This is a genomic window from Mesorhizobium sp. M0195, from assembly GCF_040322115.1.
Classification (GTDB): Bacteria; Pseudomonadota; Alphaproteobacteria; order Rhizobiales; family Rhizobiaceae; genus Mesorhizobium.
Genome location: NZ_JAMYSV010000003.1, coordinates 315,737 through 342,279 on the forward strand (window position 1 = coordinate 315,737; position 26,543 = coordinate 342,279).

Consider the following 26,543-nt stretch of genomic DNA (forward strand, 5'->3'; position numbering starts at 1 on the left):
GAATAATGGATAGATCGGACGTCACTCTCGAGCGCATGCGCACCTTCGTTCGCGTCGCCGAGCGCGGCAGCCTCTCGGCGGTGGCGCGCGAGCTCGGAGTTGGGCAGTCGACGGTCACACGGCATTTGCGAGAACTCGAGGAGGCCGTCGGCGTGCCCTTGCTCAGCAGGACCACCCGGCGTGTGACGATGACCGATGAAGGCAGCCGTTACTATGCCGACAGCGTCCAGATCCTGCGCCTCGTTGAGCAGGCCGGCGATGAGGCGCGGGGCACGCGCGGCGCGTCGGCCGGCACGATCCGGATATCCTGCACGGCGGCGCTCGGGGTCTTGCACGTCAGCCGGTTGATCTTCGCCTTTCAGGACCGCTATCCCGATATCGGCATCGATCTTAGCCTCACCGACGAGCGCATCGACCTTGTGCGGGAGGGCGTCGACATTGCGCTTCGCCTGGGTCCGCTCACCGACAGCTCGATGAAACTGCGGGCGCTCGGGCAATCCCGGCGTCTGCTGGTGGCGGCGCCGGCCTATCTGGCGGCGCGGGGCAGACCGGCTGTCCCGCAGGGTCTGCCTGGCCATGAAGGCATCCGGATGTCGAACATCGCGGGAAGCGACACACTCACCTTGCAGGGGCCAGGCGGCGAGACCTTTGCGGTGCCCTTTGGCGGTCGATTTCGAGTCGACCATGGGCTTGCCGCGCGCGAAGCCCTTGTCGCCGGACGCGGCATCGCACCCGCCCACCATTGGCTTGTCGACGATCTCCTGACGGCCGGCCGGCTGGAAGTGGTCCTGCCGGGCTGTTTTCCGCCCCCCGTCCCGCTGAGCATGCTGATCGTCCCGGAACGCGCCGGCATTGCCCGGGTGCGGCTGCTGGTCGACTTTCTCGTCGAGCAGATCTCCAGCATTCCGGGGATCGAGAAGCCGTAGCCGGCCGGCAAACCTCGCCGGATCAGGCGGCCTTCTTTTTCGCCAACCTTGCCTTGATGCTGGCGACGTCGGCACGCGGCGTCGCCGCGAACAGCGTCCTGGTGTAGCTGTGCTTGGGGTCGGCGAAGACCTCGTCGCGCGAGCCGTATTCGACCGCCTCGCCGAAATACATCACCATCACGTCGTCGGCGATATAGCGTACCACCGACAGGTCGTGGCTGATGAAAACATAGGTCAGCTGAAACTCATCCTGCAGGTCGGCGAGCAGGTTCAGCACCTGCGCCTGCACCGAAAGATCAAGTGCCGAGACGGGCTCGTCCAGCACCAGAAGGCTGGGGTTGAGCATCAGCGCGCGGGCAATGGCGATCCGCTGGCGCTGGCCGCCCGAAAACATATGCGGGTAGCGATTATAGTGCTCGGGGCCAAGACCGACCTTCTTCAGCATCTTCATGGCGAGATCGCGCCGTTCGTCGGCCGTGCTGTCGGTGTTGATGAGCAGCGGCTCGCCAAGCACGTCGCCGATCTTCTGGCGTGGATTGAGCGAACCATAGGGGTTCTGGAAGACGATCTGCACCTTGCGGCGCATTTCCTTCGACAGACCATCCCTCGCGATGTCGACGTTCTTGCCGTCGATGAAAAGCTCGCCGGAGGTCGCCGGGTCGATCAGGGTGATGATGCGGGCGAGTGTTGACTTGCCGCAGCCGCTCTCGCCGACGATGGCCAGCGTCTTGCCCTTGTCGACGCTGAACGAAACACCCTTGACCGCATGAACCGTACGGGAAGGGCGGAAAAGCCCGCCGCCGACATGATAGTCGCGCACGATGTTCTTGCCTTCGACTACCGTCACGCTCATGAGGCGGTTCCTCCTGCGGATCGGGCTGCGACTACAGATGGGGCCGGCTCGAACAGCATGTCGGAAACAGTCGGCAACCGGTCGCCGACGGCGTTTTCCGGCAGCGCCGACAGGAGCGCGCGCGTGTAATTGCTCCTGGGGGATTCGAACAGCGACAGCACGTCGGCCTCTTCCATCTTGCGGCCCTTGTACTGGACGATGACACGGTCGGCGGTCTCGGCAACCACCCCCATATTGTGGGTGATCATGATCAGGCCCATGCCGTATTTGGCCTGCAGGCCGACCAGCAGATCGAGGATCTGCTTCTGGATGGTGACGTCGAGTGCCGTGGTTGGCTCGTCGGCTATCAAAAGCTTCGGATTACAGGCGATGGCGATGGCAATCATGACGCGCTGGCACTGGCCGCCCGACATCTGATGCGGGAACGAGCCCAGCCGTTCCTCGGGGTCGGCGATGCCAACGAGCTTCATCAGTTCAATGGCGCGCGCCCGGCGCTGAGCACGGTCCATGCCCATATGAAAGCGCAGCACCTCCTCGATCTGGAAGCCGACGGTGAAGCATGGGTTGAGGCTGGCGACCGGTTCCTGGAAGATCATCGAAATGTCCTTGCCGACGATCTTGCGCCGCTCGGATGGGCCGAGCTTTAGCAGGTCGATGCCGTCGAAGGCCATGCGGTCGGCCCTCACCGTCGCCGTGTTGGGCAAGAGCCCCATCACCGCCAGCATCGCCACCGATTTTCCGGAACCGGATTCGCCGACGATCGCCAGCACCTCGCGCGGTTCGACCGACAGGTCGATGCCTTGTACCGCCATGAATGGTCCGGCGGCGGTGTCGAAGGAAACGGTCAGGTTCTTGATCTCGAGAAGAGGCATTGGATCATGACCTCTTCAGCTTGGGGTCGAAGGCATCGCGCAGGCCGTCGCCGATCAGATTGATTGCAAGCACAGTGATCAGGATGGCAAGGCCGGGGAAGGTCACCACCCAAGGCGCGCGCAGGATGAATTCGCGCGCCGAAGCGAGCATCGTGCCCCATTCCGGCGTCGGCGGCTGCGCACCGACACCGAGGAAGCCGAGCGCCGCAGCCTCAAGAATAGCGTTGGAGAAGGACAGCGTGGCCTGCACGATCAGCGGTGCCAGGCAGTTCGGCAAGATCGTCCTCACCATCAAGCGAAGATGACCGGCGCCGGCCACCTTGGCGGAGATCACATATTCGCGGTTCTTTTCGGCCATCACGGCGGCGCGGGTGAGGCGTGCGAAATGCGGCTGCAGCACCAGTGCGATCGCCAACATGGCATTGAACAGGCCCGGGCCGAGGATCGCCACCAGCACCAGCGCCAGAAGCAGCGACGGGAAGGCCAGGATGATATCCATGATGCGCATGATCAGCGTGTCGACCCAGCCGCGGAAATAGCCTGCGAGCACGCCAAGCACGATGCCGCTGGTGAGTGAGAAGACGACGACCACCAGGCCGATGAAAAGAGAAAAACGTGCCCCGAAGATCAACCGCGAAAGCATGTCGCGGCCGACGGCATCGGTGCCGAGCAGGAACATCGATTTGCCGCCTTCCTGCCAGGCAGGAGGCGCCAGCAGTGCATCGCGAAACTGCTCGTCGGGCGAATGCGGGGCGACGAACGGCGCAAAGATCGCGACCAGCACCAGCGCCGAAAACACGACAAGACCGATGACGGCCCCGGTGTTCATCGAGAAGTAATGCCAGAACTCGGCAAACGCCCTTTGCCTGCCGCCTGTCGGGATGGAGGCAGCGGTGGCTTCGGCGGCGGATTCGTCGGTCATCTCACTGCACCCGGATGCGCGGATTGATGACCGCGTAGAGCACGTCGACGATCAGGTTCACCGCCATGACGATCAGCGCGATGATCAGCAATCCGCTCTGCACGACGACATAGTCGCGCTTGCCGATGGCGTCGATCATCCATTTGCCGATGCCTGGCCAGGAAAAAATGGTTTCGGTCAGAATGGCGCCTGCCATCAACGTGCCGACCTGCAGTCCAATGGTGGTGACCACCGGGATCAGCGCGTTGCGAAAAGCATGCAGCCCGATGACACGGCGCGGCGCCAGGCCCTTGGCACGCGCGGTGCGGACATAGTCCTCGCCCAGCACCTCAAGCATCGCCGAGCGCGTCTGGCGCGCTATGACGGCGAGCGGGATCGTCGCCAGTACGATCGATGGCAGGATCAGATGGCTGACGGCGGATTTGAAGGCGCCGCTCCTGCCGGAGATCAGGCTGTCGATGAGCATGAACCCGGTCGTGGGCCTGAAGAAATACTGCAGGCCGATACGGCCGGAAACCGGCGTCCAGCCGAGATAGCCGGAGAAGAAGATAATGAGCAGCAGCCCCCACCAGAAGATCGGCATCGAATAGCCGGTCAGCGCGACACCCATCGTCGCCTGGTCGAACCAGGAGCCGCGCTTGACCGCGGCGAAAATGCCGGCGGGGATGCCAAGCAGGATGGCGATGAGCAACGCCACCGTCGCCAGTTCCAGCGTGGCCGGAAACAGCGCCTGGAATTCGCCGAGCACTGGCCGCTTGGTGGCAATGGATATGCCGAAATCGCCGGTGAGGACCCTGCCGATATATTCCAGGTACTGGATGACATAGGGCCGGTTGTAGCCAAACTGCTCGATGAGCTGGGCGTAGCGTTCGGGGCTGACGCCGCGCTCGCCGGCCAGGGCCAGGATGGGATCGCCGGGCAGAAGCCGGACGAAAGCGAACGCCGCCAGCGATATGCCGAAAACGGTCGGGATGATCAAAGCGAGCTTGTGGAGGAGATAACGGAGCATCTTGCTTCATAGAACGGCGGCGCGGGAAGTCCAGCGCCGCCGTTCAATTTCTCAGGACTTATTCGGTGACGTCGACGCCGTCAAACCGATGAATGCCGAGCGGGTCCATAACGAAGCCCGACACCTTCTTGTTCATCGGCATGAAGACCTTGGAGTGGGCGATGGTCAGCCACGGAGCCTCACGCTTGAATACCACCTGAGCTTCCTCGTAGATCTTGGTGCGCTCGGCGACGTCCGTCGTTGCCTTGCCTTTTTTCAGCAAGGCTTCAAATTCCTGGTTGCACCAGATCGCATAATTGGACTGGCCGATGGCATCGCAACCGAGCAGGAAAAAGAAGTTGTCCGGATCGCCATTGTCACCGGTCCAGCCCAGTTGGAAGGCGCCATCGCGATCCTTGGCCTTGCCGCGCTGGCGATACTCGGTCCATTCGTAGCTGACGATCTCCGCCTTGACGCCGACGGCGGCATAGTCGGCCTGGATCAACTCGGCAACGCGCTGGGCGTTCGGGTTGTAGGGGCGGCTGACTGGCATAGCCCAGATCTTCATCGACAGATCCTTGACGCCGGCGTCGGCCAGCATTTTCTTGGCCGCCTCTGGATCATAGGGATCGTCCTTGATGTCCTTGTTATAGGACCACATGGTCGGCGGGATCGGGTTGATGGCCGGCGTGCCGGCACCCTGATAGACCGCGTCGATGATTGCCTTCTTGTTCACCGCCATGTTGAGGGCCTTGCGGACCTCGACCTTATCGAAGGGCGGCTGCGTTGTGTTATAGGCCATGTAGCCGATATTCAGGCCTTCTTGCTCATCGACCTTGAGGTTCGTGTCGGCCTGCAGTCCGGCAATGTCGGCTGGCGCCGGGTACGACATGATATCGCATTCGCCCGCCTTCAGCTTCTGCGCGCGCACGGCGGGATCGGGCGTGATGGCGAAGATCAGATCGTCGATCTTCTGGCGGCCGCCATAGTAGCCGTCCCATGCCGCGTAGCGGATGACCGCGTCGACCTGGTAGTCGACGAACTGGAACGGACCGGTGCCGACCGGCTTCTGGGTGAACTGCTGCCTGGTGCCGGCCTTGTCGAGCTGGTCGGCATATTCCTTGGAAACGATCGAGGCGAAATCCATGCCGAGGTCCGGCAGGAACGCTACTTCAGGCTTGTTCAGCACGAATTTCACCGTCAGGTCGTCGACCTTGACGATTTCCTTCAGGAGATCGGGGAAGCCCATGCCGGTGAAATATTCCCAGCCGGTGCCTTCCAGATAGCTGTACCACGGGCTTTCTTTCTTCCACTGGCGTTCGAAGGAAAAGATCACGTCGTCGGCGTTGAGGTCGCGCGTCGGTGTGAAATAATCGGTCGTCTGGAATTTCACACCCGGGCGAAGCTTGAAGGTGTATTCGAGACCGTCGTCGGAAACCGTCCAGCTCTCTGCCAGGCCGGGCGAGATGGTGGTCTTGCCATGCTCGAACTCGACCAGGCGCGAATAGATGGTGCGCGATGAGGCGTCGAAGTCGTTGCCGCCGCTCCATGGCGACGGGTCGAAGCCGGCCGGCGAAGCCTCCGAGCAATAGACCAGTTGTTTTGCATTGGCCATGCCGCCGAGGACGCTTGCAGCCAGCAACGCGGCTGCAAAAGTCAGTTTCTTTTTCATTGAGCACTCCCTGATGTTCTTCCAAGCCCCTCTATCAGGCTCGCGAAGGCCGCATATAAGCACCGTTTTTCTAGCTTTGGAACTGCTTGTTTGCCTAACCCACGGGAAGCAGAAAAAAATTCCGGCACGCGGCAAATTGTGGAAAAAACGAGCCGAATCCGCAGATCACGACATTATTAGCGACTTCAATTTTTTGTTGATCGGCGATGCCGCCAATTGTGGGAATCGAGCCTTTCGGTTCAAGAGACCCGCGTCCGAAAACCGGTCGCGGCCGAGAGGTTTGACGGCAAGTCTTACCGCACTCCTGGTGGCGAAGGCTTGCATGGCCGCCGCTTGTGGCAATACATAGATAGATGGGCAGCGTGCCGAATTTTCCCGGGTTTCGGGCATTGCGGCAAGCGTTGGGATATCTTTGTTGATCAGGGCGGTGGTGGCGCGCAAGCATGCCGAAACAATAAGAACGATTGAGGGAGCGACAGGTGGCAAAACCGGCAAAGACAACCAGCGCGGCGAAAGCAAAGGCCGAGGCAACATCGAAAGCAGTCAAGTCAAAAGCGGCCGACGCCAAGCCGGCGGCTACCGCGAAGGCAAGCGCGAAGCCGGCGGCGAAGACCACGGCTGGAACGGCTGCTAAACCGGCAACCCGCAAGACGGCGCCTGCTGCAAAGTCTGCCGCCAAGCCGGCGGCGAAGGCAGTGCCGACAGCGCCCCGACCGTCGGCAGGTCCGGCCAAGAGATTACCAAAGGCGATCACGTCGCTGGCCGCCGGCCTGCCGGAAAAACCGTGGCTCAAGAGTTATCCAAAGATCGTGCCGGCCGAGATCGGCGCTCTGCCCTCCAGCTCGATCGGCGACTTTCTCGTCACCGTGTGCAAGCAATTTGCGAATCGGCCGGCCTTCGTCTGCATGGGCAAATCGATCACCTATGCCGACCTCGAGCGACAGTCGGCCGCCTTCGGCGCCTATCTGCAATCAACGGGGCTGCAGAAGGGCGCGCGCGTCGCACTGATGATGCCGAATGTGCTGCAATATCCGGTGGCGATCATGGCAGTGCTTCGCGCCGGCTATGTCGTGGTCAACATCAATCCGCTCTACACGCCGCGCGAGCTGGAGCACCAGCTCAAGGATTCCGGCGCTCAAGCCATTGTCATCCTCGAAAATTTCGCCTGTACCCTGCAGACGGTGATCGCCAGGACCGCAGTCACGCATATCGTGGTCGCCTCGATGGGCGACATGCTAGGCGGGCTCAAGGGACCAATCGTCAACTTCGTTGTACGCCGCGTCAAGAAGATGGTGCCGGCATGGTCGCTGCCCGGCCATGTCAAATTCAGCGCCGCGCTGAAGGCAGGCGCCGGCATGGCCTTCAGGCCCGCAAAGGTCGCGGCCGACGACATCGCCTTCCTGCAATACACAGGCGGCACGACCGGCATCTCCAAGGGCGCGATGCTTTTGCACAGCAACATTTTGGCGAATGTCGCGCAGAACGCGCTGTGGGCTGAAGACGCCTTTACCGTCAAGCCTAAGCCGGCGCATCTGAACTTCCTCTGCGCGCTGCCGCTCTATCACATTTTTGCGCTGACGGCGAACGTGCTGGTAGGCATGCAGCAAGGCGCGCAGAATGTCCTCATCCCTAATCCGCGCGACATTCCCGGCTTCGTCAAAGAGCTGCAGAAATACCCTATCCACATCTTTCCGGGCCTCAACACGCTGTTCAATGCGCTGCTCAACAATGAGGATTTTCGCAAGCTCGACTTCAAGCCGCTGATCCTGACGCTGGGTGGCGGCATGCCGGTGCAGAGGCCGATCGCCGAACGCTGGAAGGCGCTGACCGGCTGCCCGATCAGCGAGGCCTACGGGCTTACCGAAACCTCGCCGGGGACAACCATCAACAAATTCAGCGACGGCGTCTACACCGGCACGATCGGCCTGCCGCTGCCCTCGACCGAGATCGCCATCCGCGACGACGACGGCAACAATTTGCCGCTCGGCGAAGTCGGCGAAATCTGCATCCGCGGACCGCAGGTGATGGCCGGCTACTGGAACCGGCCGGACGAGACCGCCAAGGTGATGACAGAGGACGGCTTCTTCAAATCGGGCGACATGGGCTTCATGAACGAGGGCGGCTACACCAAGATCGTCGACCGCAAGAAGGACATGATCCTGGTTTCCGGCTTCAACGTCTATCCGAACGAACTCGAGGAAGTGGTGGCGCAGCATCCGGGGGTACTCGAAGTGGCGGCGATCGGCGTGCCGGACGAGCATTCGGGTGAAGTGCCGAAGCTGTTCGTCGTCAGGAAGGACCCGGGGCTGACCGCCGAAGCGCTGGCGGCTTATTGCAAAGAGAACCTGACCGGCTACAAACGCCCAAGGCATATCGAGTTCCGTACCGAGCTGCCCAAGACACCGGTCGGCAAGATCCTGCGACGGGCGTTGCGGGGCTAAGGCGCAGCTTGAGCGATTGCATCGCCGGCACCAACGTGGTGGGCATAGGTTCGCGCCCAGACCCGGCAGAGTTCATCCGGGCGAACATGCGGATCGCGGCAGTACCTGCGATTCCCGAAATTCGGCTTTACACCGCCCATCCGGGAAGCGGGCTCAGGCGGCTTGTCGAGTGGAACCAACACGCGACCGAAGAGGACGGACCTGAACCGGAGCCACCGTATTGGGCCTATATCTGGGCCGGCGGCGCGGTGCTCGCCCGCTATATATTCGACCGGCCGGAGACCGTGGCCGGCCGTCGCGTGCTCGACCTCGGCGCCGGCTCGGGCCTCGTCGGCATCGCAGCGGCAAAAGCCGGCGCAAGCGCGGTGATCGCGGCCGAGATCGACCGCAACGGTGTGGTTGCGCTCGGCCTCAATGCCGCGGCGAACGGCGTTGCGATTGCGACGATCGGCGAGGACATCACCGGCGGTCCGCCGCCACCGGTGGATGTCGTGGTGGTCGGCGACCTGTTTTACGCCCATGATCTTGCCGGCCGGGTCGTCCCCTTCCTCGACCGCTGCCTCGCTGCCGGCATGGAGGTGCTGGTCGGCGATCCGGGCCGCGCCTATCTGCCCCGCTCGCGGCTTCGCCTGCTTGCCGAATACGAGGTGCCGGATGTCGGCGAAGGCAGGAATGCGGCGATGAAACCGAGCGGCGTGTTCTCGTTCGGACAGTTTAGCTGCGAGTCAAGACCGTCTCGCTGACTCGGGCCGCAAGAAAATCAGGCAGATCGGCAACTGAATCGAGGATGACGTCGGCGATCTGCGACAGCGATTCCCGCGTGCCGGTGCCGGACAGCACGCCGATCGCCAGGCCACAGCCGCCGGCCCGCGCCATCTCCAGATCGTGGCGATTGTCGCCGACCATTGCGATCGTCGCCGGCCTGAGCCCTGTCAGATCCGAGAAGGCAAGGATCGTATCCGGCGCCGGTTTTGGATTGGCCACCGCATCGTAACCATAGGCGGCGTCGAAAAGCTGCGCGACGCCGAGAGTGACCAAGGTCTTTTCCGCGCCGCTGGTCGAGTCGTTGGTGGCGACGCCAAGCCGGTAGGATTTTCTGTGAAGCAGGCCAAGCGTCTCGACCACACCCGGCAGCGCCACCGCCATTGCCGATCCCTGCGCCGAAGTGATGGCGTTGAAGCGGGCGACGGCAAGCATCTGGTCCTCGTCTGACAGCCGTGGAAACCACAGCTCGACGACGTCCATGTTGGTCCCCGAGGCAAAAATCGAATCCGGCTTGAAGCGCTTGCTGGCGAAGTCGAAGCCCGCCGCCGCAAGCAGCCTGTCTGCTTTCCAGCGATCGCCTTCGGCCGCATCCATCGCCATGAAGTCGGCGATGCCCAGCCATGTCGCGTTGAAATCTACGAGCGTGCCGTCCTTGTCGAACAATATTCCCTTGATGTCCGCCAAGCTTTTCACTCCGGGCCGCGCAAGCGGTGAATGTATTCCACCAGTCCGGCAGTCGAGGCGTCCCGCTTTGCGGCGTTCTCCTTGCCTTCAACGACGGGCAGCAGCCCGGTCGCCAGTTCCTTGCCGAGTTCGACGCCCCATTGATCGAAGGAGTTGATGTTGAACAGCGTGCCTTCGACGAAGACGCGGTGCTCGTAGAGCGCAATCAGCCGTCCGAACGTGTGGGGGTCGAGCTTTCTGTAGAGGATCGTCACCGAGGGGCGGTCGCCGGAGAAGACGCGGTGCGGAGCAATCCTGTCGACATCAGCCGGCTTCATGCCTTTCGCCAGCATCTGTGCGCGGGCTTCCTCCAGTGTGCGGCCCTTCATGAAGGCTTCCGACTGCGCCAGGCAATTGGCGAGCAGAAGGTCGTGGTGATGCTTCAGTTCCGGCTCGTGGCCGACGGCAGCGGCGAGGAATTCGACCGGAATGAAATCGGTGCCCTGATGCAGAAGCTGGAAGAAGGCGTGCTGGCCATTGGTGCCGGGCTCACCCCAGACCAGCGGGCCGGTCGGCGTCGTCACAGCGCCGCCGTCCAGGGTGACGCTCTTGCCGTTCGATTCCATGTCGAGCTGCTGCAGATAGGCCGGGAGCCTGGACAGACGCTGATCGTAAGGGATGACGGCGCGAGCGGGGTATTTGCAGATCACGCGGTGCCACCAGCCGATCAGCCCCATCAGCGCCGGCAGGTTCTTCGCCAGCGGCGCGGTGCGGAAATGCTCGTCCATCTCATGGGCGCCGTCGAGAAAGGCGCGAAAATCCTTCGGGCCGATGGCGATCATCACCGGCAGGCCGATCGCACCCCAGACGGAATAGCGGCCGCCAACCCAGTCCCAGAAGCCGAAGACGCGATCGGGCGCGATGCCGAACTTGTCGACCAGGTCGAGCGCCGTCGAGACGGCGGCGAAATGCTTGCCGACCGCTTCCTTGCCGAGCGCCTTCTCAACCCATCCGCGCGCGGTCTCGGCATTGGTCATAGTTTCGACCGTGGTGAAGGTCTTGGAGGCGATGATGAACAGGGTGGTTTCGGCGGAAAGACCCTTCAGCGTGTCGTGGATATGGGCACCGTCGATATTGGATACGTAATGCGCGCGCGGCCCGTCATGATAGGGCGCCAGCGCCAGCGTCGCCATGGCAGGGCCGAGATCGGAGCCGCCGATGCCGATGTTGACGATGTCGGTGATCTTCTTGCCGGTCGCGCCGGCCGCCTTGCCGGAACGCACCGCGTCGGCGAAGGCACCCATCGCGTCGAGTACGGCAAGGACTTCCGCCTTCACGTCCTGGCCGTCGAGCACGATGCCTTTGCCGGTCAGGTTGCGCAGCGCCGTGTGCAGCACGGCGCGGCCTTCGGTGACATTGATCTTCTTGCCGGCAAACATCGCGTCGCGCCGGCCTTCGAGGTCGGCGGCCTCAGCCAGCTTCTCCAGCAACTCCATCGTCCGCGCATCGACCGCACATTTCGACCAGTCGAGCAGCACGTCGCCGCCGCTGGCGGAGAATTTCGCGAAGCGCTGCGGATCGGCGGCGAAAGCCTCGCGCATCGAGCCCGATTTGGCCGCACGATGATCGCGCAACGCGCCGAGCTGCTTTTGAAAGGACGGTTGATCCACTGCCTCGCTCCGGTTCTTGAGGTGCATCTTATCAGGCCGGATGTTTCCGGCGCGTGTCGTCGCGGCAAACTATCGGGTCGAATTCCATCTGTTTCAATGCGCAGCGATGCCGCAGCGCAGCGCGGGCCGGCGCAAAGGATCACTGGCATAAATCCCAGCGATCAGAAAAATTGATTGGCGCAACACCTTGTGCCACCGGTACATTCGACTGGTCCAGCCAAGTGAAAAAAGCTGGCCATCGAGGAACATCTCCCATGCCACAGCGAAACGACACGGCCATATGGTCCGGCCTGTTCCGGATTTCGGCGGACTCCGGTCAGACCCTGCAGGCGCAGATCCGCCAGGCGATCGTCGCCGCCATCCTCGACCGGCAGATCGCGGCTTCGATGCCGCTTCCGTCCTGCCGGATTCTTGCCGAAAAACTCGGCGTGGCGCGGGGCACCGTGGTGCTGGCCTTCCAGCAGCTGGTCGACCAGGGCTTCCTGGTGGCGCGCGAGCGCCGCGGCCATTTTGTCAATCCCGAGGTGCTGGCGACGCCGGCCAAGCCGCACCAGAAGGCGCCCGACCAGGCCAACGAGATCGACTGGAAGGCGCGCCGGCAGATCGCGGCGAGCGACATGCCGCCGCCGGCCAAGCACGACAACTGGATCAAGTCGTCCTACCCCTTCGTCTACGGCCAGTTCGACCCGGCGCTGTTCCCGACCGCCGAATGGCGCGAGTGCAACCGCATGGCGCTGGCGGTGCTCGAAATCCGCAACTGGGCATCCGACATGGTCGACCGCGACGATCCGCTCCTGATCGAGCAGATCCAGGCCCGGCTGCTGCCGCGGCGCGGCATCTTCGCCAATCCGGACGAGATCATCGTGACGCTGGGCGCGCAGAACGCGCTTTACATGCTGGCCACGCTTTTGATGACGAAGGGCTCCAAGGTGGCGATGGAAGACCCCGGCTATCCCGATGCACGCTCGATCTTCCGGCTGGCCGGCGCCGATATCCAGCCGGTTCCAGTCGACCCCTCCGGCATCGTAACCTCTGCCATTCCCAGTGATTCCGGCTTCGTCTTCGTCACGCCCAGCCACCATTGCCCGACCATGGTGCCGCTGTCGGCGGAGCGGCGGCAGGATCTTCTGGCGCGCGCCAACCGGCACAACCAGATCATCATCGAGGACGGCTATGACAGCCAGCTCCTGGACGAGGCGCCGCAGCAGGCGCTGAAGAGCCTCGATCGGTCCGGCCGCGTCGTCTACGTCGGCTCGATGTCGAAGACGCTGGCTCCCGGCCTCAGGCTCGGCTACATCGTCGCCTCGGCCGGGCTGATCTCCGAGCTTCGGGCGCTGCGCCGCTTCATGCTGCGCCATCCGCCGGCCAACAACCAGCGCGCCGTGGCGCTCTTCCTGTCGCTCGGCCATCACGAGGCGCTGGTGCGGCGGCTGTCGAGCGCCTTCGACGAGAGGCGCAAGCGTCTGGTCCATGCGATTTCCGCCTTCCTGCCTGAATGGCGCTCGACCGATTCGGCCGGCGGTACGTCGCTCTGGCTCGAGGGGCCGCGCGGCACCGATTCGCGCGGACTGGCGGAGGCCGCAGCCTCGCGCAGCGTCATCATCGAGCCCGGCGACCGCTTCTTCGATCGTACCGAAAAGCCATCGCGTTTCATGCGCTTGGGCATTTCCTCGATCGCGTTGCAGCACATCGAACCCGGCATCCGCGAACTGGCGACGGCAGCTGGACGCAGGCCGGCAGCGGCCTGATCTCCCTTCCCCGACCGGAGCCTGGCGCATGTAGTGCGGCTCCGGTTCTTTAGCTCCTTGGCATATGCGACGGGATCGGCTGGCACATAGGCTGTGCCAATGCCGGCGGCATAGTCGGAGTATAGGGGACGAAGCAGGCAGATGGTGGACCAACCGCCGCGCCCGCTCCGCAGCTAAAGTTGGAGTGCCTTCATGCCAATGGCCCATGAGAAGCAGGACGTGTCCGCAGACCAGCGTTCGCGGCGGTCCGGCGGGCGCGAGGCGCGCCGCGCCATGCGGGCGGCGCCGCTTGCCGACGACGTCAAGCCGGTGCGCGCCGGCCTCGAAGGCGGAAGCTACAGCCCGCTCAGCGGCAGCGATTGCGAACGTATCCACGAGGCCGTGCTTACCCTTCTGGAGACGGTCGGCTTCGCCAATGCCATCCCCTCCTGCATCGAGGCGCTGACCAAGGCGGGCGCGACCCTCGGTGAGGACGGCCGCCTGCGCTTTCCTCGCGGCCTTGTGCTCGAGACCATCAAGAAAGCGGCGCGGCATTTCACCCTGCACGGCCAGGATCCGAAGCACGACATGGTGATCCAGGGCAAGCGTGTGCATTACGGCACGGCTGGTGCTGCGGTGCATCTTGTCGATGTCGAAAAGCGTGAGTATCGCGAGTCGCTGCTGCAGGACATTTACGATGCCGCGCGCCTGGTCGAAGGGCTCGACAACATCCATTTCTTCCAGCGGCCAATGGTGCCGCGCGACATTCCCGACCCGCTCGATATGGATTTCAACACGCTCTACGCCTGCGTCATGGGCACGTCGAAGCATGTCGGGACCTCGTTTACCGTGCGCGAGAACGTCAAGCCGGCGCTCGACATGCTCTATGCGATCGCGGGCGGCGAAGCGAATTTTCGCGCCCGGCCTTTCGTCTCCAATTCGAACTGCTTCGTCGTGCCGCCGATGAAATTTGCCGAGGACGCCTGCGGCGTTCTCGAAGCCTGTGTCGAGGGCGGCATTCCGATCCTGCTGCTGTCGGCAGGACAGGCGGGTGCGACGGCACCGGCGGCGATTGCCGGCGCCGTGGTGCAGGCGGTCGCCGAAGTGCTCGTCGGCCTCATCTACGTCAACGCCATCAAGCCCGGCCATCCAGCGATCTTCGGCACCTGGCCGTTTGTCTCGGATCTCAGGACCGGCGCCATGTCGGGCGGTTCGGCCGAGCAGGCGGTGCTGACCGCGGCCTGCGCGCAGATGGCGCAATTCTACGACCTGCCGGGCGGTTCGGCCGCCGGCATGACAGATTCGAAACTGCCTGACATTCAGTCCGGCTACGAAAAGGGCATAACCGACGTGATGGCCGGTCTCGCCGGCCTCAACCTGGTCTATGAGTCGGCCGGCATGCATGCCTCGCTGCTCGGCTTCTGCCTGGAGAGCCTGATCATCGACAATGACATGCTCGGCCACTGCCTGCGCTGCGTGCGCGGCATCGAAGTGACGGACGAGTCGCTGTCGATCGACACCATTGCCGATGTCTGCCTGAAAGGGCCGGGCCATTATCTCGGCAACGAGCAGACGCTGCGGCTGATGCAGACCGAATATTTCTATCCGGCCGTCGGCGACCGCTTTTCGCCGAAGGAATGGAATGAGAAAGGCAGGCCCGATATCCTGCAACGGGCGATCATCGAGAAGAAACGCGTGCTTGCCGAACGCTTCCCGCGCCATGTGCCAAAACCGGTCGACGACAAATTGCGCGCCCGCTTCGGCGATATGATCAAGCTGCCGCGCGACAGAATGGGCGGCTGAGCGTTACCCGCTCGCAGCCAGCAACAAGACACCGGCCAGTGCCGATCCGGCGAGCGTCGGCAGCATGCCGATCTTCAGCTTCAGGATGGCGATCATCGAGGCACAGGAAAGCAGCGCCGCGCGCCAGTCTATCGATGAAAGCACCGGCACGTCCATTCCAAGCCCGACATTGCGCACTTCGCCGAAGATGACGTGCAAGCCGAACCATAGAGCGAGGTTCATGATGACGCCGACGACGGCGGCGGTGATCGCACCGAGCGCCGCCGACAGTGCCTTGTTGCCGCGCAGCGCTTCGATGTAGGGCGCGCCAAGGAATATCCACAGGAAACATGGGGTAAACGTCGCCCACAGCGTAAGCAGCGCTCCAAACAATCCGGCAAGAAGCGGCGCGAGCGCGCCGGAGTGGCGGAAGGCGGCGACGAAGCCGACAAACTGCAAGACCAGGATCAACGGGCCGGGCGTGGTTTCGGCAAGCCCAAGGCCGTCGACCATTTCACCGGGTGCCAGCCAGCCGAAGGACTCGACCGCTGCCTGCGCGACATAGGCAAGCACGGCGTAGGCGCCACCAAAGGTGACGACCGCCATGACACTGAAGAAGCCACCGATTTGCGTCCAAACGCTGGCAGGGCCGGTGACAGCCCAGACGAGCAGAACCGGCCCCAGCCAGATCGGCAGCCAGATCGCCAAAGTGCGCGGCGCATGCCATCGCGTCGGCCTGACGTGGGTCAGTTCGCCGCGCTCGAACATCAGATCGACCGCGCCCTTGATGTCGGGAACATCGCCCTTGCCCTGTGGTGCCCCGGAAAAAAATGCCGGCGCACTACGGTTGCCGACCCAGCCTGCCAGGCCGGCAAGCAGCACGATCAGCGGAAACGGCACGTTCAACGCGTAGATGGCGATGAAGGCGGCGAGTGCGATCGACACCATGACCGGGTTTTTCAGCGCGCGTCTGCCGATCCGGATCACCGCCTCGATGACAATGGCGAGCACGGTTGCCTTGACCCCGAAAAACAGCGCCGCGACGAGTGGTACATCGCCATAGAGCGCATAGAGGCTGCTCAGGACGAGCATTACAAGCGCGCCCGGCACAACGAAGAGAATGCCGGCAACAAGGCCACCGACCGTTTTGTGCAGCAACCAGCCGATATAGATGGCGAGCTGCTGGGCCTCGGGGCCAGGCAGCAGCATGCAGTAGTTCAACGCATGCAGGAAGCGCTGTTCGCCGATCCAGCGCCGTTCCTCGACCAGTTCCTTGTGCATGAGCGCGATCTGCCCGGCCGGGCCGCCGAAGCTGAGCACCCCGATTTTCGCCCAGACCTTCACGGCCTGCCGGAAGCTCGGCACAGCGGACTCCCGGATCTCCGCCGGCTTTTTCGAAAGGACGGCGCTCACGATGGTTTGCCCGCGCTGACTGCGCCGGCGGCCGGCCAGTTATGCGTCTCCTCGGTGGCATCGCGGCACCAGCGGAAGAACGCATCGTAGAGCAGCATGCCGGCCTCGAGCTGCTCCAGATCGTCGCGAAACATCCGTGACAGGCCAAGCGAGGCGGCCAGGAACCCGGCCGCCTGTGGAACAAGATCGAGGCTCGCAGTATCGGCAGCGCGTATGATCGTGGCCAGGCGATCGAGCGCTTCCGATTTAAGCCCGAACTCCTCGATCATGGTGTCGAAGGTGCAGCGTTCGCCGCGGTGGCTCCATAACACGTTCTCGATGTCGAAAGGCACGGCCTGAAAGCGATCGGCGACGGCTGCCACTTCGGCCGGCTCGACGAAGAGAAAGACCGCGTGAGGATCGATGAAGCGCCGGATCAGCCAGGGGCAGGCGATGCGGTCGACCTTCGGGCGCGTACGCGTCACCCAAACGGTGCGGCCCTTGGCGTCGGCGGGCGGTATCTTGTCGGCGTGAACGAGAAGGCCCTTGGCATCGCGCCATGCTTCAAACCCGCCGTCGAGCGATTCGGCGGCTATGCCCTCGTGCCGCAGCCATGCGGCCACGCCTTGCGAGAGCTTTTTCCCCTGCTGGCAGACAAGTGTCACTTGCCTGCCGGCGAAGTCGGCAGCCCAGTTCGAGACAGTCCTGAAATCACGCCGATCCGACCCCGGCAGCAGGCGCGGATCGGCGTTGTAGTCATCATCGATGCGGACGTCGATGACTGCGGGCGCACCCGGCAGCCCAATCAGACGGGATAGTTGCGATACGGTGATAGCGGTTGTTGACGGCATGGCGTCCACCTCCTGAAAGAGAAGCTTGGACGCGAACGTTGGGCTGACGCCTCACGGGGTCGTCGCGATGCACCCCTTGCGATGATCGTGGATTTGTCACGCTCGCTTGTCAAGCATTTGTCCCTGCTGTCGCAGGACAATCGTTTTTGACAAACGATCGCGTCCAACTCTGTGCCGGACATTTCTCCCCGTTAGCGGGCTGTTAACGGGGAGAAATGAGGTGACCGCAACACCGGCGACCTGACGGCTGGCCCGTGCGATGGACCCTGGTCAGTGATTGTCCCTCGGCACGCCGCTTGTATGAGCCACATCCTGGTATTTCACCGCCGGCTTCAGCACCATGCCCTCGGAAAACTGGTCGACCATGCCGCGCTGGATTTCCTGCCAGGGCGTCTGGTGCTTCGGATAGTGATAGCCGCCATTGTTCTGCAGCTCGGCGCGGCGCCGCGTGATCTCGTCGTCGCTGACGAGGATGTCGGCGGTGCCCTTGCGCAGGTCGATGCGGACGCGGTCGCCCGTCTTCAGTAGTGCTAAGCCGCCGCCGATGGCGGCTTCCGGCGAGGCGTTGAGGATCGATGGCGAGCCCGACGTGCCCGACTGACGACCGTCGCCGATACAGGCCAGCGCGTGGATGCCCTTTTTGATCAGATAGGCAGGCGGCTGCATGTTGACGACTTCGGCGCCGCCGGGATAGCCGATCGGACCGGCGCCGCGCATGAACAGGATGGTGTGCTCGTCGATGCCCTGTGCCGGGTCGTCGATGCGGGCGTGATAGTCCTCGGGGCCGTCGAAGACCATGGCGTTGCCCTCGAAGGCTTCGGGGTCCTTCGGGTTCGACAGATACCGCTCGCGGAACTCGGGCGAGATGCCGCTGGTCTTCATGATCGCCGAATCGAACAGATTGCCCTTGAGATTGATGAAGCCGGCATTGGCTTTCAGCGGCTCGGCAACCGTGCGGATGACGTCGAGGTTCTCGTTAACGGCGCCGCGGCAATTGTCGCCGATGGTCTTGCCGTTAGCGGTCGTGGCTTCCGGATAGGGCAGCAGACCGCCCTTCATCAGTTCGGCGATCACGGCCGGCACGCCGCCGGCATGGTGATAGTCCTCGCCGAGATATTCGCCCGTCGGCTGCAGATTGACGATGAGCGGTATGTTGAGGCCGACCTTCTGCCAATCGTCATTGTCGAGCGGCACGCCGAGATGGCGGGCGATGGCGTTGAGGTGGATCGGCGCATTGGTCGAGCCGCCGATCGCCGAGTTGACGACGATGGCGTTCTCGAAGGCCTTACGGGTCATGATGTCGGAGGGCTTCAGATCCTCATGCACCATGTCGACGATGCGCTTTCCGGTCTCGTAGGCGATCTGGCCGCGTTCGCGATAGGGGGCGGGGATAGCGGCCGAGCCCGGCAATTGCATGCCGAGCGCCTCGGCCAGCGAATTCATCGTGGTGGCGGTGCCCATCGTGTTGCAATAGCCGGTCGACGGGGCCGAGGAGGCAACGATATCCATGAACTCGTCATAGCCAATCTCGCCGGCCGACAGGCGCTGGCGCGATTCCCAGACGATAGTGCCGGAGCCCGTGCGCTTGCCCTTGTGCCAGCCGTTGAGCATCGGCCCGACCGAAAGCGCGATGGCCGGGATGTTGACGGTGGCCGCGGCCATCAGCATGGCCGGCGTCGTCTTGTCGCAGCCGATGGTGAGCACCACACCGTCGAGCGGATAGCCGTAGAGCACCTCCACCAGGCTGAGATAGGCAAGATTGCGATCAAGTGCAGCAGTCGGCCGTTTGCCGGTCTCCTGGATCGGGTGGCAAGGGAACTCGAAAGGGATGCCACCCATCGAGACAATGCCTTCGCGCACGCGCTTGGCCAGTTCGATGTGGTGGCGGTTGCAGGGCGACAGGTCCGAGCCGGTCTGCGCGATGCCGATCAGCGGCTTGCCGGACATCAGTTCGGCCCGCGTCAGCCCGTAATTCAGGTAACGTTCCAGATAGAGTGCCGTCATGCCCGGATTGTCGGGATTGTCGAACCACTCCTGCGAGCGAAATTTTTTCTTGCTGGTGGGGGCGCCTGCCATCGTGGTCTCCGTATTTGTATGACAAATCGATATGACAACGCGCGGGAGCAGGCAAGGGGCACGCGCAATCCGAATCCGCACTTTGGTGCGATAGACACACATCTGCCTCCGCGCTAGACGGGATCGTGGTTTGTCAGCCCGCTATCCCGGAAAAGCTGGAACGTGTCGCCGCGGACCTACCCGGCCCTTCCGGCCGCCCTCCCCTCAAGGTCCCACTTGGGGGAGGACATCCGCATCACTCGAACACGATGCTCGGCACTGCAGCCTCGGCCGCGCCGCGCTCTTCATTGACGCGGTCCCAAACCTTGGCGGCGATGTCGCGGTAGATTTTCGCCTCGGCGCCATCGGGTTTCGAGACCACCACCGGCGTGCCAGCATCCGAGCTTTCGCGGATGCCCATCTCGAGCGGCACTTCGCCAAGGAAGGTGACCCCGAGACGCTCGGCCTCGCGGCGCGCGCCGCCATGGCCGAAGATGTCGTAGCGTTTTCCCGTATCGGGGGCGAGAAAATAGCTCATATTTTCGACGATACCCAATAGCGGCACGTCGACCTTTCTGAACATGTTGAGGCCTTTGCGCGCATCGATCAGGGCCAGGTCCTGTGGCGTCGAGACGATGACGGCGCCGGCCAGCGGCACCTGTTGGGCCATGGTCAGCTGGGCGTCGCCGGTGCCGGGCGGCATGTCGACGACGAGCACATCGAGCGGTCCCCATTCGACCTCGCGCAGCATCTGCGTCAATGCCGACATCACCATCGGCCCGCGCCAGATCATCGGCGTCTCCTCATCGACGAGAAAGCCCATCGACATGACCTTGAGGCCATAATTTTGCATCGGTTTCAGGATCTTGCCGTCGACGGTCTGCGGCCTGCCTCGAATGTTGAGCAGACGCGGCATGGAAGGGCCATAAATATCGGCATCGAGCACGCCGACCCGCAGCCCGTTGGCGGCAAGCCCAAGGGCGATATTGACGGCGGTGGTCGACTTGCCGACGCCGCCCTTGCCGGAAGCGACGGCGATGATGGCCTCGATGCCGGGTACGCCGCGCTTGCCCTGGCTGTGCGAGGCAGGCGCCTGCGGGGCGGGACGCGCAGGTGCAGCCGATGGAGCGGGCCTCTGAGCCGGTCTTTGCGGAACCGGCGCCTCCATGCCGCCGCCCTTCTTTTCCGCCGTCAGCGCGACCACGGCGCCGGCGACACCGGGGATCGCCTTGACGACACGTTCGGCCGCCGCACGCAGCGGCTCCATCTCCTGGGCACGGGCAGCGGGAACGGTGATCGAGAAGAACACCTTGGCATCGGCAATGAAAATCTCGGAAACCATGCCGAGGTCGACGATATTGCCGGTGAAATCCGGCCCATTGACCGTCTTCAGGCGCTCGATAACCATTTCCTTGGTCACGTTTTCATGGGCGGCGGGCATGAGTTTTTCCTCTACTTTTCCGCTCCAGATAATGCAGTTCCGGAACAGAACCAAGCGATGGACCAACAGTTGCAGCGGCGTATCGGGGAGGAAGCGACCATACGACAGCATTTCCAGCGGGAGTGGCCGTCGCCAAATCGTCAACGCAACCTATTTCAGTGGACATGGAATGACCGCCAGGGAAGGAGACGAATCATGCTCGCAAACAGCAACGCAACGGCCAATCTCGCTGTGAAGGACCTGGCCAAGGCCAGGGCATTCTACGAAGGGGTCCTCGGCCTGAAAGAAGTGAACAATGAGGGTGGTGAACTGATCGTCTATAAAAGCGGCGATACCGCCATCAACGTGTACCGTTCGAACTTCGCTGGGACCAACAAGGCCACGGCTGTGACCTGGACGGTCGGCGATGAACTCGGCAAAATCGTTGAGGCATTGAAATCGAAGGGCGTCGCCTTCGAGCATTACGACATGCCAGGCCTGACGCTTGAGGGCGATGTCCATGTCGGCCAGGGCATGAAGGTCGCATGGTTCAAGGATCCGGACGGCAACATCCTGAACCTTGTGGATAGGTAGATACGGCGCATCGCAAGCCGCGCAGTGCTACGGTGCTGTCACCATGCCAGGCCGACCGCGAGGTAGGTGAGAGCCGCGATGGCCGCGGTTGCCGGCAAGGTGACGATCCATGCCACCACGATGTTGCCGGCAATGCCCCAGCGAACGGCGGAGACGCGGCGGGCGGCGCCGACGCCGATGATGGCGCCGGTGATCGTGTGCGTGGTCGATACAGGAATACCGAGCCAGGTGGCGGCGAACAGGGTAATCGCACCGCCGGTCTCGGCGCAGAAACCCTGCATCGGGTTCAGCCGGGTGATCTTGGAGCCCATGGTGTGGACGATGCGCCAGCCGCCGAACAATGTGCCCAGCGCCAGCGCCGACTGACAGGTGATGACGACCCACAGCGGCACGTAAAAATTCGCGCCGAGCATGCCTTGCGAATAGAGGAGCACGGCGATGATGCCCATGGTCTTCTGCGCGTCGTTGCCGCCATGGCCGAGCGAATAGAGCGAGGCGGAAAAGAACTGCATGACGCGGAAGGTGCTGTCGACGGCAAACGGTGTCTGCCGCAGGAACAGCCAGGAGACCGCGAGGATCAGGACGAGCGCCAGCAGAAAGCCTGCCGCCGGCGATAGCACGATGGCCGCCGTGGTCTTGCCCAACCCGGCCCAGACGATGGCGCCGGTGCCTGCCTTGGCGACGCCGGCGCCGACCAGACCGCCGATCAGCGCGTGCGAACTGCTGGACGGGATGCCGACGAGCCAGGTGACGATATTCCAGACGATGGCGCCGACAAGTGCTGTGAAGATCACTGCCGGCGTGACGATGCTGGCGTCGATGATGCCGGTTCCCAGCGTCTCCGCCACGTGGAGACCGAAGAACATGAAGGCGATGAAATTGAAGAAGGCCGCCCAGAACACCGCATAATGCGGCCGCAGCACCCGGGTGGAGACGATGGTGGCGATGGAGTTGGCGGCATCGTGCAGGCCGTTGAGGAAATCGAAGAACAGCGCGACGACGACAAGGCCGACCAGCACGGGAAAGGCTATCGCGGCTTCCACTATACGTTCTCGATGACGATGCCGCTGATTTCGTTGGCAACGTCCTCGAAGCGGTCGACCACCTTCTCCAGCTGGCCGTAGATCTCGCTGCCGATCAGATAGGCCATCGGGTCGCTGCGGCCATGCCGCTTGAACAGGTCCTTCAGGCCTTGCTCGTGCAGGTCGTCGGCCCGGCCTTCGGCGCGCATGACTTCCTCGGCGATGGCATTGAGGCGCACCGTGTGCGCCCCGACCTTGCCGAGCAGCGGGATCGCCTCGGCCACCAACTTGGCGGCCTCGACGATGACGCCTCCCATTTCCTGCATCAGCGGGTCGAATTCCTTCTTCTCGAACAGCCTTACGGTCTTGACGGTCTTGTGCATCATGTCGATGGCATCATCCATCGACTGGATCAGGTCCTTGATGTCGCCGCGATCGAAGGGCGTGATGAAGGAGCGCCGCACCGCAAGCAGCACCTCCGCGGTGATCTGATCGGCTTCGTCCTCGAGATCGATGATCGTCTGACACCAGCGGTCGATGTCGTTGCCCTGCAGAAGCTGCTGCAGTGCCTCGGCGCCACCGACCACGGTGCGGGAATGCCGCTCGAACAGGTCGAAGAAGCGATCTTCGCGCGGCAAAAGCTTGCGGAACCAGCCCAGCATGTTCGGTCTCCCGTCGTGTCCAGTCCACGACCCCGTCTGATCCACATAGCGCCGCATTCCATTGCGGGAAACAGTAAGCCGGCTGAAAGATGTGGATGCGGACGATTTACACAGGCGGCTTGCGGCCGAAGGCGATTTCCACGACCTTGCGCGCTACGACAGGACATATCGTCCGTGACAGGCTCCCGACGGCATGATCGACAAGCTGGAATTCTTCATAGCACTTGCCAAGGAAGAGCATTTCGGCCGGGCGGCCGAAGTATGCGGCGTCACCCAGCCGACACTTTCGGCCGGCATCAAGCAGCTGGAGGGCCAGCTCGGCGTGATGCTGGTGCTGCGCGGCTCGCGCTTCCAGGGGCTGACGCCGGAAGGCAAACAGGTGCTGGTGTGGGCGCGCCGCATCGTCGGCGACAGCAGGACCATGCGCGAGGAGATGCGGGCGGCGCGTCACGGCCTGTCAGGGCGTATCCGCATCGCGGCGATCCCGACGGCGCTGGCCATGGTGGCGCGATTGACGACGCCGTTTCGGGCAAAACACCCCGGCGTCACCTTCTCGGTGCTGTCGCGGACCTCGATCGAGGTGCTGTCGCTGCTCGGCAATTTCGATATCGACGCCGGCATCACCTATCTCGACAACGAGCCGCTCGGACGCGTCACCAGCGTGCCGCTCTATGACGAGCGCTATCAGCTGATCACCGCCGTCGGGAACCCGTATTTCGACCGCGACAAAGTGACATGGGCCGAGCTCAGTCAGCTGCCGCTCTGCCTGCTGACGCCGGACATGCAGAACCGCCGCATCATCGACCAGCATCTGGCCGAAGCCGGCGTGCAGGTGCGGCCGACATTGGAATCCAACTCGATGATCGTGCTGTTCTCGCATATCCGCACCGGCAAATGGTCGTCCATCATGCCGCTTAACCTTGCGGAAACGTTCGGCTTTTCCGAGCCGATCCGGGCTATCCCGATCGTCGAGCCGGATGCCAGCCACACCGTCGGGCTGGTGGCGGCGCCGCGCGAACCGCACACGCCGCTGGTCTCGGCGCTGTTGGACGAGGCAATGGCGCTGGCGGACGATTTCCGCACCCGTCGCTAGGCTAGACAATGTTGGTGATCGCGAACGATAGAAAATTTCTATCGAGCAACGGATCGGCTTTATTGATTTAGCGGGTTTCCTCTGATTTCCTAAGCACTTAGCGGAAGACCGCCACGACCAGGGAGGGCGCTGCATGACGATGCAGCCTGCAAGTACCGAGATCGCATCGCGCACCGCGGCGATCATCCACGAGCTGAAAGGCCTCGAAGGCCCGCTGTTGCCGATCCTGCACGGCATACAGGAAGAGTTCGGCTATGTGCCGCAGGATGCGCTGCCGGTCATCGCCGAGGCGCTGAACATCTCCAGGGCCGAGGTGCATGGCGTCGTCACCTTCTATCACGATTATCGCAGCCAGCCGGCCGGCCGGCATGTGCTGAAGCTCTGCCAGGCGGAAGCCTGCCAGTCGATGGGTTCGGATGCGATTGCCGCCAGGCTCAAATCCTTGCTGGGCATAGGCTTCCACGAGACAACCCGCGACGGTTCGGTGACGCTGGAGCCGGTCTATTGCCTCGGCCTTTGCGCCTGCTCGCCGTCGGCGATGCTGGACGGCGAGGTGATCGGGCGGCTCGACGACGAAAAGCTCAATGAAATCGTTGCCGAGGTGCGCTCATGATCCCGCGTATCTATATTCCCGGCGATTCCGGCGCGCTGGCGCTGGGCGCGGAAAAGGTCGCCAAAGCGGTTCGGGCGGAATTGGCCGAGCGCGGCATCGAGGCCAAGATCGTGCGCAACGGCTCGCGCGGTGCCTATTTCCTCGAGCCGATGGTCGAGGTGGCAACGGCCAATGGCCGTATCGCCTATGGGCCGGTGAAGCCATCCGACGTCAAAAGCCTGTTCGACTGCGGCTTCCTCACGGGCGGTCACCACAAGCGCTGGCTCGGCGCTCCCGACAAGATCCCATTCCTGGCCAGGCAGACGCGGCTGACCTTTGCGCGCTGCGGCGTCACCGATCCGCTGTCGCTCGATCACTACAAGGCGCATGGCGGGCTGAACGGCCTGCAGAATGCAGTGGCGATGACGCCGGCCGACATCGTCAAGCAGGTGACCGAGTCCGGGCTGCGCGGTCGTGGCGGCGCCGGCTTCCCGACCGGCATCAAATGGAAGACGGTGCTCGATACGTCGGCCGAGCGCAAATACATCGTCTGCAATGCCGATGAAGGCGATTCCGGCACGTTCGCCGACCGCATGATCATGGAAGGCGACCCTTTCGTGCTGATCGAAGGCATGGCGATCGCCGGCATCGCCACCGGTGCGACGAAGGGGTTCATCTACATCCGCTCCGAATATCCGCATGCGGTGGCGGTGATGCAGAAGGCCGTCGAGATCGCCCGCAAGGCCGGCGTGCTCGGCGTCAACGTGCTCGGCTCGGCCAATTCATTCGACATGGAAGTCCGCATCGGCGCCGGCGCCTATGTTTGCGGCGAGGAGACGGCGCTGCTCGACAGCCTCGAAGGCAAGCGCGGACAGGTGCGGGCCAAACCGCCACTGCCGGCGCACAAGGGCCTGTTCGGCAAGCCGACGGTGATCAACAACGTCATCTCGCTGGCCTCGGTGCCGGTGATCATGGACAAGGGCGCCGCCTTCTACAAGGATTTCGGCATGGGCCGTTCGCGCGGCACCATCCCGATCCAGATTGCCGGCAACGTCAAATATCCCGGTCTCTATGAGGCGGCGTTCGGCATGACGTTGGGTGAGATCGTCGACGATATCGGCGGCGGCACGGCGACCGGGCGTCCGGTCAAGGCTGTGCAAGTGGGTGGCCCGCTCGGCGCCTATTTCCCGCGCGCCCTGTTCGACACGCCATTCGACTACGAGGCGTTTGCCGCCAAGGACGGGCTGATCGGCCATGCCGGCATCGTCGTTTTCGACGACAGCGCCGACATGCTGAAGCAGGCACGCTTTGCTATGGAATTCTGCGCTATCGAAAGCTGCGGCAAGTGCACGCCGTGCCGCATCGGCTCGACGCGTGGCGTCGAGGTGCTGGACCGGCTCGCCCAGAACATCGAACCGGAAAAGCAGATCGCACTGGTCACCGACCTTTGCAACACGATGAAGTTCGGCTCGCTTTGCGCTCTCGGCGGCTTCACCCCATATCCAGTGATGAGTGCACTCAACCATTTCCCGGACGACTTTCGGCCGACGCCGGTCGCCGAAGCAGCGGAATAGGAGCGGA

Annotated in this window: 24 protein-coding genes; 9 read left to right on the forward strand and 15 right to left on the reverse strand. The window is 63.2% G+C overall.

Annotation, left to right across the window (positions count from 1 at the left end; all coding sequences use genetic code 11):
* Nucleotides 1–5 precede the first annotated feature (5 nt).
* Entirely contained in the window at nucleotides 6–926 is a 921-nt protein-coding gene (locus tag NKJ12_RS09720) for a LysR family transcriptional regulator (protein WP_352506084.1), read from the forward strand.
* A 22-nt stretch (nucleotides 927–948) separates the two neighbouring features.
* Here the strand turns inward: NKJ12_RS09720 and NKJ12_RS09725 are convergent, their stop codons facing one another.
* The 6 genes from NKJ12_RS09725 to NKJ12_RS09750 form a co-directional block, all read right to left on the reverse strand.
* Nucleotides 949–1,779 (reverse strand): dipeptide ABC transporter ATP-binding protein, encoded by an 831-nt coding sequence (locus NKJ12_RS09725; protein ID WP_352506083.1) that lies wholly within the window; start codon nucleotides 1,777–1,779, stop codon nucleotides 949–951.
* A complete protein-coding gene (locus tag NKJ12_RS09730) occupies nucleotides 1,776–2,651 on the reverse strand; it encodes an ABC transporter ATP-binding protein (RefSeq protein WP_352506082.1) in 876 nt (291 codons plus the stop codon). The genes NKJ12_RS09725 and NKJ12_RS09730 overlap by 4 nt, the downstream gene beginning before the upstream one ends.
* Nucleotides 2,652–2,655: 4 nt before the next feature.
* A complete protein-coding gene (locus NKJ12_RS09735; protein WP_023676823.1) occupies nucleotides 2,656–3,573 on the reverse strand; it encodes an ABC transporter permease subunit in 918 nt (305 codons plus the stop codon).
* A 1-nt stretch (nucleotide 3,574) separates the two neighbouring features.
* Nucleotides 3,575–4,582, reverse strand: coding sequence for an ABC transporter permease subunit (locus NKJ12_RS09740; RefSeq protein WP_352506081.1), 1,008 nt, complete (start codon nucleotides 4,580–4,582; stop codon nucleotides 3,575–3,577).
* A 58-nt stretch (nucleotides 4,583–4,640) separates the two neighbouring features.
* The gene (locus tag NKJ12_RS09745; protein ID WP_254816244.1) at nucleotides 4,641–6,233 is read right to left on the reverse strand and encodes an ABC transporter substrate-binding protein; all 1,593 of its coding nucleotides are present in this window, start codon (nucleotides 6,231–6,233) and stop codon (nucleotides 4,641–4,643) included.
* A 94-nt stretch (nucleotides 6,234–6,327) separates the two neighbouring features.
* Nucleotides 6,328–7,026, reverse strand: a complete 699-nt coding sequence (locus NKJ12_RS09750) for a hypothetical protein (RefSeq protein WP_352702392.1) — start codon at nucleotides 7,024–7,026, stop codon at nucleotides 6,328–6,330.
* 16 nt (nucleotides 7,027–7,042) lie between these two features.
* Between NKJ12_RS09750 and NKJ12_RS09755 the strand changes: the two genes are divergently transcribed.
* Nucleotides 7,043–8,674, forward strand: a complete 1,632-nt coding sequence (locus NKJ12_RS09755; protein WP_352702394.1) for a long-chain-fatty-acid--CoA ligase — start codon at nucleotides 7,043–7,045, stop codon at nucleotides 8,672–8,674.
* Between the two features lie 86 nt (nucleotides 8,675–8,760).
* Entirely contained in the window at nucleotides 8,761–9,417 is a 657-nt protein-coding gene (locus tag NKJ12_RS09760) for a class I SAM-dependent methyltransferase (protein ID WP_352702548.1), read from the forward strand.
* On the opposite strand, the gene NKJ12_RS09765 is transcribed toward NKJ12_RS09760, so the two are convergent.
* The 3 genes from NKJ12_RS09765 to NKJ12_RS09775 form a co-directional block, all read right to left on the reverse strand.
* Entirely contained in the window at nucleotides 9,389–10,123 is a 735-nt protein-coding gene (locus NKJ12_RS09765; RefSeq protein ID WP_352702396.1) for an HAD family hydrolase, read from the reverse strand. The two genes, NKJ12_RS09760 and NKJ12_RS09765, sit on opposite strands and share 29 nt — an antisense overlap.
* A 5-nt stretch (nucleotides 10,124–10,128) precedes the next feature.
* On the reverse strand, nucleotides 10,129–11,772 hold the full coding sequence (gene pgi, locus NKJ12_RS09770; protein ID WP_352702398.1) for a glucose-6-phosphate isomerase: 1,644 nt from the start codon (nucleotides 11,770–11,772) through the stop codon (nucleotides 10,129–10,131).
* A 93-nt stretch (nucleotides 11,773–11,865) separates the two neighbouring features.
* On the reverse strand, nucleotides 11,866–12,021 hold the full coding sequence (locus NKJ12_RS09775) for a hypothetical protein (protein WP_254816186.1): 156 nt from the start codon (nucleotides 12,019–12,021) through the stop codon (nucleotides 11,866–11,868).
* 5 nt (nucleotides 12,022–12,026) lie between these two features.
* Here NKJ12_RS09775 and pdxR point away from each other — a divergent pair, with 5 nt between their 5' ends.
* Nucleotides 12,027–13,520, forward strand: a complete 1,494-nt coding sequence (pdxR, locus tag NKJ12_RS09780) for a MocR-like pyridoxine biosynthesis transcription factor PdxR (protein ID WP_352702400.1) — start codon at nucleotides 12,027–12,029, stop codon at nucleotides 13,518–13,520.
* 192 nt (nucleotides 13,521–13,712) lie between these two features.
* Entirely contained in the window at nucleotides 13,713–15,302 is a 1,590-nt protein-coding gene (locus tag NKJ12_RS09785; RefSeq protein ID WP_352702402.1) for a trimethylamine methyltransferase family protein, read from the forward strand.
* A 3-nt stretch (nucleotides 15,303–15,305) separates the two neighbouring features.
* Here NKJ12_RS09785 and chrA read toward each other — a convergent pair whose 3' ends face one another.
* From chrA to NKJ12_RS09805, 4 genes are all read right to left on the reverse strand, one after another.
* A complete protein-coding gene (gene chrA / locus NKJ12_RS09790; RefSeq protein WP_352702404.1) occupies nucleotides 15,306–16,694 on the reverse strand; it encodes a chromate efflux transporter in 1,389 nt (462 codons plus the stop codon).
* The gene (locus tag NKJ12_RS09795; RefSeq protein ID WP_352702406.1) at nucleotides 16,691–17,524 is read right to left on the reverse strand and encodes a chromate resistance protein ChrB domain-containing protein; all 834 of its coding nucleotides are present in this window, start codon (nucleotides 17,522–17,524) and stop codon (nucleotides 16,691–16,693) included. The genes chrA and NKJ12_RS09795 overlap by 4 nt, the downstream gene beginning before the upstream one ends.
* 270 nt (nucleotides 17,525–17,794) lie before the next feature.
* Complete coding sequence (locus NKJ12_RS09800) at nucleotides 17,795–19,600, reverse strand: IlvD/Edd family dehydratase (RefSeq protein ID WP_352702407.1); 1,806 nt, start codon at nucleotides 19,598–19,600, stop codon at nucleotides 17,795–17,797.
* Between the two features lie 235 nt (nucleotides 19,601–19,835).
* Nucleotides 19,836–21,020, reverse strand: coding sequence for an Mrp/NBP35 family ATP-binding protein (locus NKJ12_RS09805; RefSeq protein WP_254816180.1), 1,185 nt, complete (start codon nucleotides 21,018–21,020; stop codon nucleotides 19,836–19,838).
* Between the two features lie 195 nt (nucleotides 21,021–21,215).
* On the opposite strand from NKJ12_RS09805, the gene NKJ12_RS09810 reads away from it, so the two are divergent.
* Nucleotides 21,216–21,593, forward strand: coding sequence for a VOC family protein (locus tag NKJ12_RS09810; protein ID WP_352702550.1), 378 nt, complete (start codon nucleotides 21,216–21,218; stop codon nucleotides 21,591–21,593).
* A gap of 38 nt (nucleotides 21,594–21,631) precedes the next feature.
* Here the strand turns inward: NKJ12_RS09810 and NKJ12_RS09815 are convergent, their stop codons facing one another.
* Nucleotides 21,632–22,636: an inorganic phosphate transporter gene (locus tag NKJ12_RS09815; RefSeq protein WP_352702409.1), complete on the reverse strand. Its 1,005-nt coding sequence runs from the start codon at nucleotides 22,634–22,636 to the stop codon at nucleotides 21,632–21,634.
* Complete coding sequence (locus NKJ12_RS09820) at nucleotides 22,636–23,277, reverse strand: DUF47 domain-containing protein (protein ID WP_254816177.1); 642 nt, start codon at nucleotides 23,275–23,277, stop codon at nucleotides 22,636–22,638. The genes NKJ12_RS09815 and NKJ12_RS09820 overlap by 1 nt, the downstream gene beginning before the upstream one ends.
* Before the next feature lie 193 nt (nucleotides 23,278–23,470).
* Here NKJ12_RS09820 and NKJ12_RS09825 point away from each other — a divergent pair, with 193 nt between their 5' ends.
* The 3 genes from NKJ12_RS09825 to NKJ12_RS09835 all read left to right on the forward strand — a co-directional run bounded on the left by NKJ12_RS09825 (nucleotide 23,471) and on the right by NKJ12_RS09835 (nucleotide 26,536).
* Nucleotides 23,471–24,370, forward strand: coding sequence for a LysR family transcriptional regulator (locus NKJ12_RS09825; RefSeq protein ID WP_254816176.1), 900 nt, complete (start codon nucleotides 23,471–23,473; stop codon nucleotides 24,368–24,370).
* A 133-nt stretch (nucleotides 24,371–24,503) separates the two neighbouring features.
* Complete coding sequence (locus tag NKJ12_RS09830; protein WP_352702411.1) at nucleotides 24,504–24,983, forward strand: formate dehydrogenase subunit gamma; 480 nt, start codon at nucleotides 24,504–24,506, stop codon at nucleotides 24,981–24,983.
* Entirely contained in the window at nucleotides 24,980–26,536 is a 1,557-nt protein-coding gene (locus NKJ12_RS09835; RefSeq protein ID WP_352702413.1) for a formate dehydrogenase beta subunit, read from the forward strand. The genes NKJ12_RS09830 and NKJ12_RS09835 overlap by 4 nt, the downstream gene beginning before the upstream one ends.
* The last annotated feature ends 7 nt before the right edge of the window (nucleotides 26,537–26,543 follow it).

What these genes read in the sequence shown, in the direction of transcription:
- NKJ12_RS09760 (WP_352702548.1), top strand. Translation starts at nt 8,761, where the DNA reads ATGCGGATCGCGGCAGTACCTGCGATTCCCGAAATTCGGCTTTACACC.
- NKJ12_RS09820 (WP_254816177.1), bottom strand. Translation starts at nt 23,277, where the DNA reads ATGCTGGGCTGGTTCCGCAAGCTTTTGCCGCGCGAAGATCGCTTCTTC.
- pdxR (WP_352702400.1), top strand. Translation starts at nt 12,027, where the DNA reads ATGCCACAGCGAAACGACACGGCCATATGGTCCGGCCTGTTCCGGATT.
- NKJ12_RS09830 (WP_352702411.1), top strand. Translation starts at nt 24,504, where the DNA reads ATGACGATGCAGCCTGCAAGTACCGAGATCGCATCGCGCACCGCGGCG.
- NKJ12_RS09800 (WP_352702407.1), bottom strand. Translation starts at nt 19,600, where the DNA reads ATGGCAGGCGCCCCCACCAGCAAGAAAAAATTTCGCTCGCAGGAGTGG.
- NKJ12_RS09740 (WP_352506081.1), bottom strand. Translation starts at nt 4,582, where the DNA reads ATGCTCCGTTATCTCCTCCACAAGCTCGCTTTGATCATCCCGACCGTT.
- NKJ12_RS09730 (WP_352506082.1), bottom strand. Translation starts at nt 2,651, where the DNA reads ATGCCTCTTCTCGAGATCAAGAACCTGACCGTTTCCTTCGACACCGCC.
- NKJ12_RS09795 (WP_352702406.1), bottom strand. Translation starts at nt 17,524, where the DNA reads ATGCCGTCAACAACCGCTATCACCGTATCGCAACTATCCCGTCTGATT.
- NKJ12_RS09720 (WP_352506084.1), top strand. Translation starts at nt 6, where the DNA reads ATGGATAGATCGGACGTCACTCTCGAGCGCATGCGCACCTTCGTTCGC.
- NKJ12_RS09725 (WP_352506083.1), bottom strand. Translation starts at nt 1,779, where the DNA reads ATGAGCGTGACGGTAGTCGAAGGCAAGAACATCGTGCGCGACTATCAT.
- NKJ12_RS09785 (WP_352702402.1), top strand. Translation starts at nt 13,713, where the DNA reads ATGCCAATGGCCCATGAGAAGCAGGACGTGTCCGCAGACCAGCGTTCG.
- NKJ12_RS09745 (WP_254816244.1), bottom strand. Translation starts at nt 6,233, where the DNA reads ATGAAAAAGAAACTGACTTTTGCAGCCGCGTTGCTGGCTGCAAGCGTC.
- NKJ12_RS09735 (WP_023676823.1), bottom strand. Translation starts at nt 3,573, where the DNA reads ATGACCGACGAATCCGCCGCCGAAGCCACCGCTGCCTCCATCCCGACA.
- NKJ12_RS09810 (WP_352702550.1), top strand. Translation starts at nt 21,216, where the DNA reads ATGCTCGCAAACAGCAACGCAACGGCCAATCTCGCTGTGAAGGACCTG.
- NKJ12_RS09825 (WP_254816176.1), top strand. Translation starts at nt 23,471, where the DNA reads ATGATCGACAAGCTGGAATTCTTCATAGCACTTGCCAAGGAAGAGCAT.
- NKJ12_RS09805 (WP_254816180.1), bottom strand. Translation starts at nt 21,020, where the DNA reads ATGCCCGCCGCCCATGAAAACGTGACCAAGGAAATGGTTATCGAGCGC.
- NKJ12_RS09775 (WP_254816186.1), bottom strand. Translation starts at nt 12,021, where the DNA reads ATGTTCCTCGATGGCCAGCTTTTTTCACTTGGCTGGACCAGTCGAATG.
- NKJ12_RS09835 (WP_352702413.1), top strand. Translation starts at nt 24,980, where the DNA reads ATGATCCCGCGTATCTATATTCCCGGCGATTCCGGCGCGCTGGCGCTG.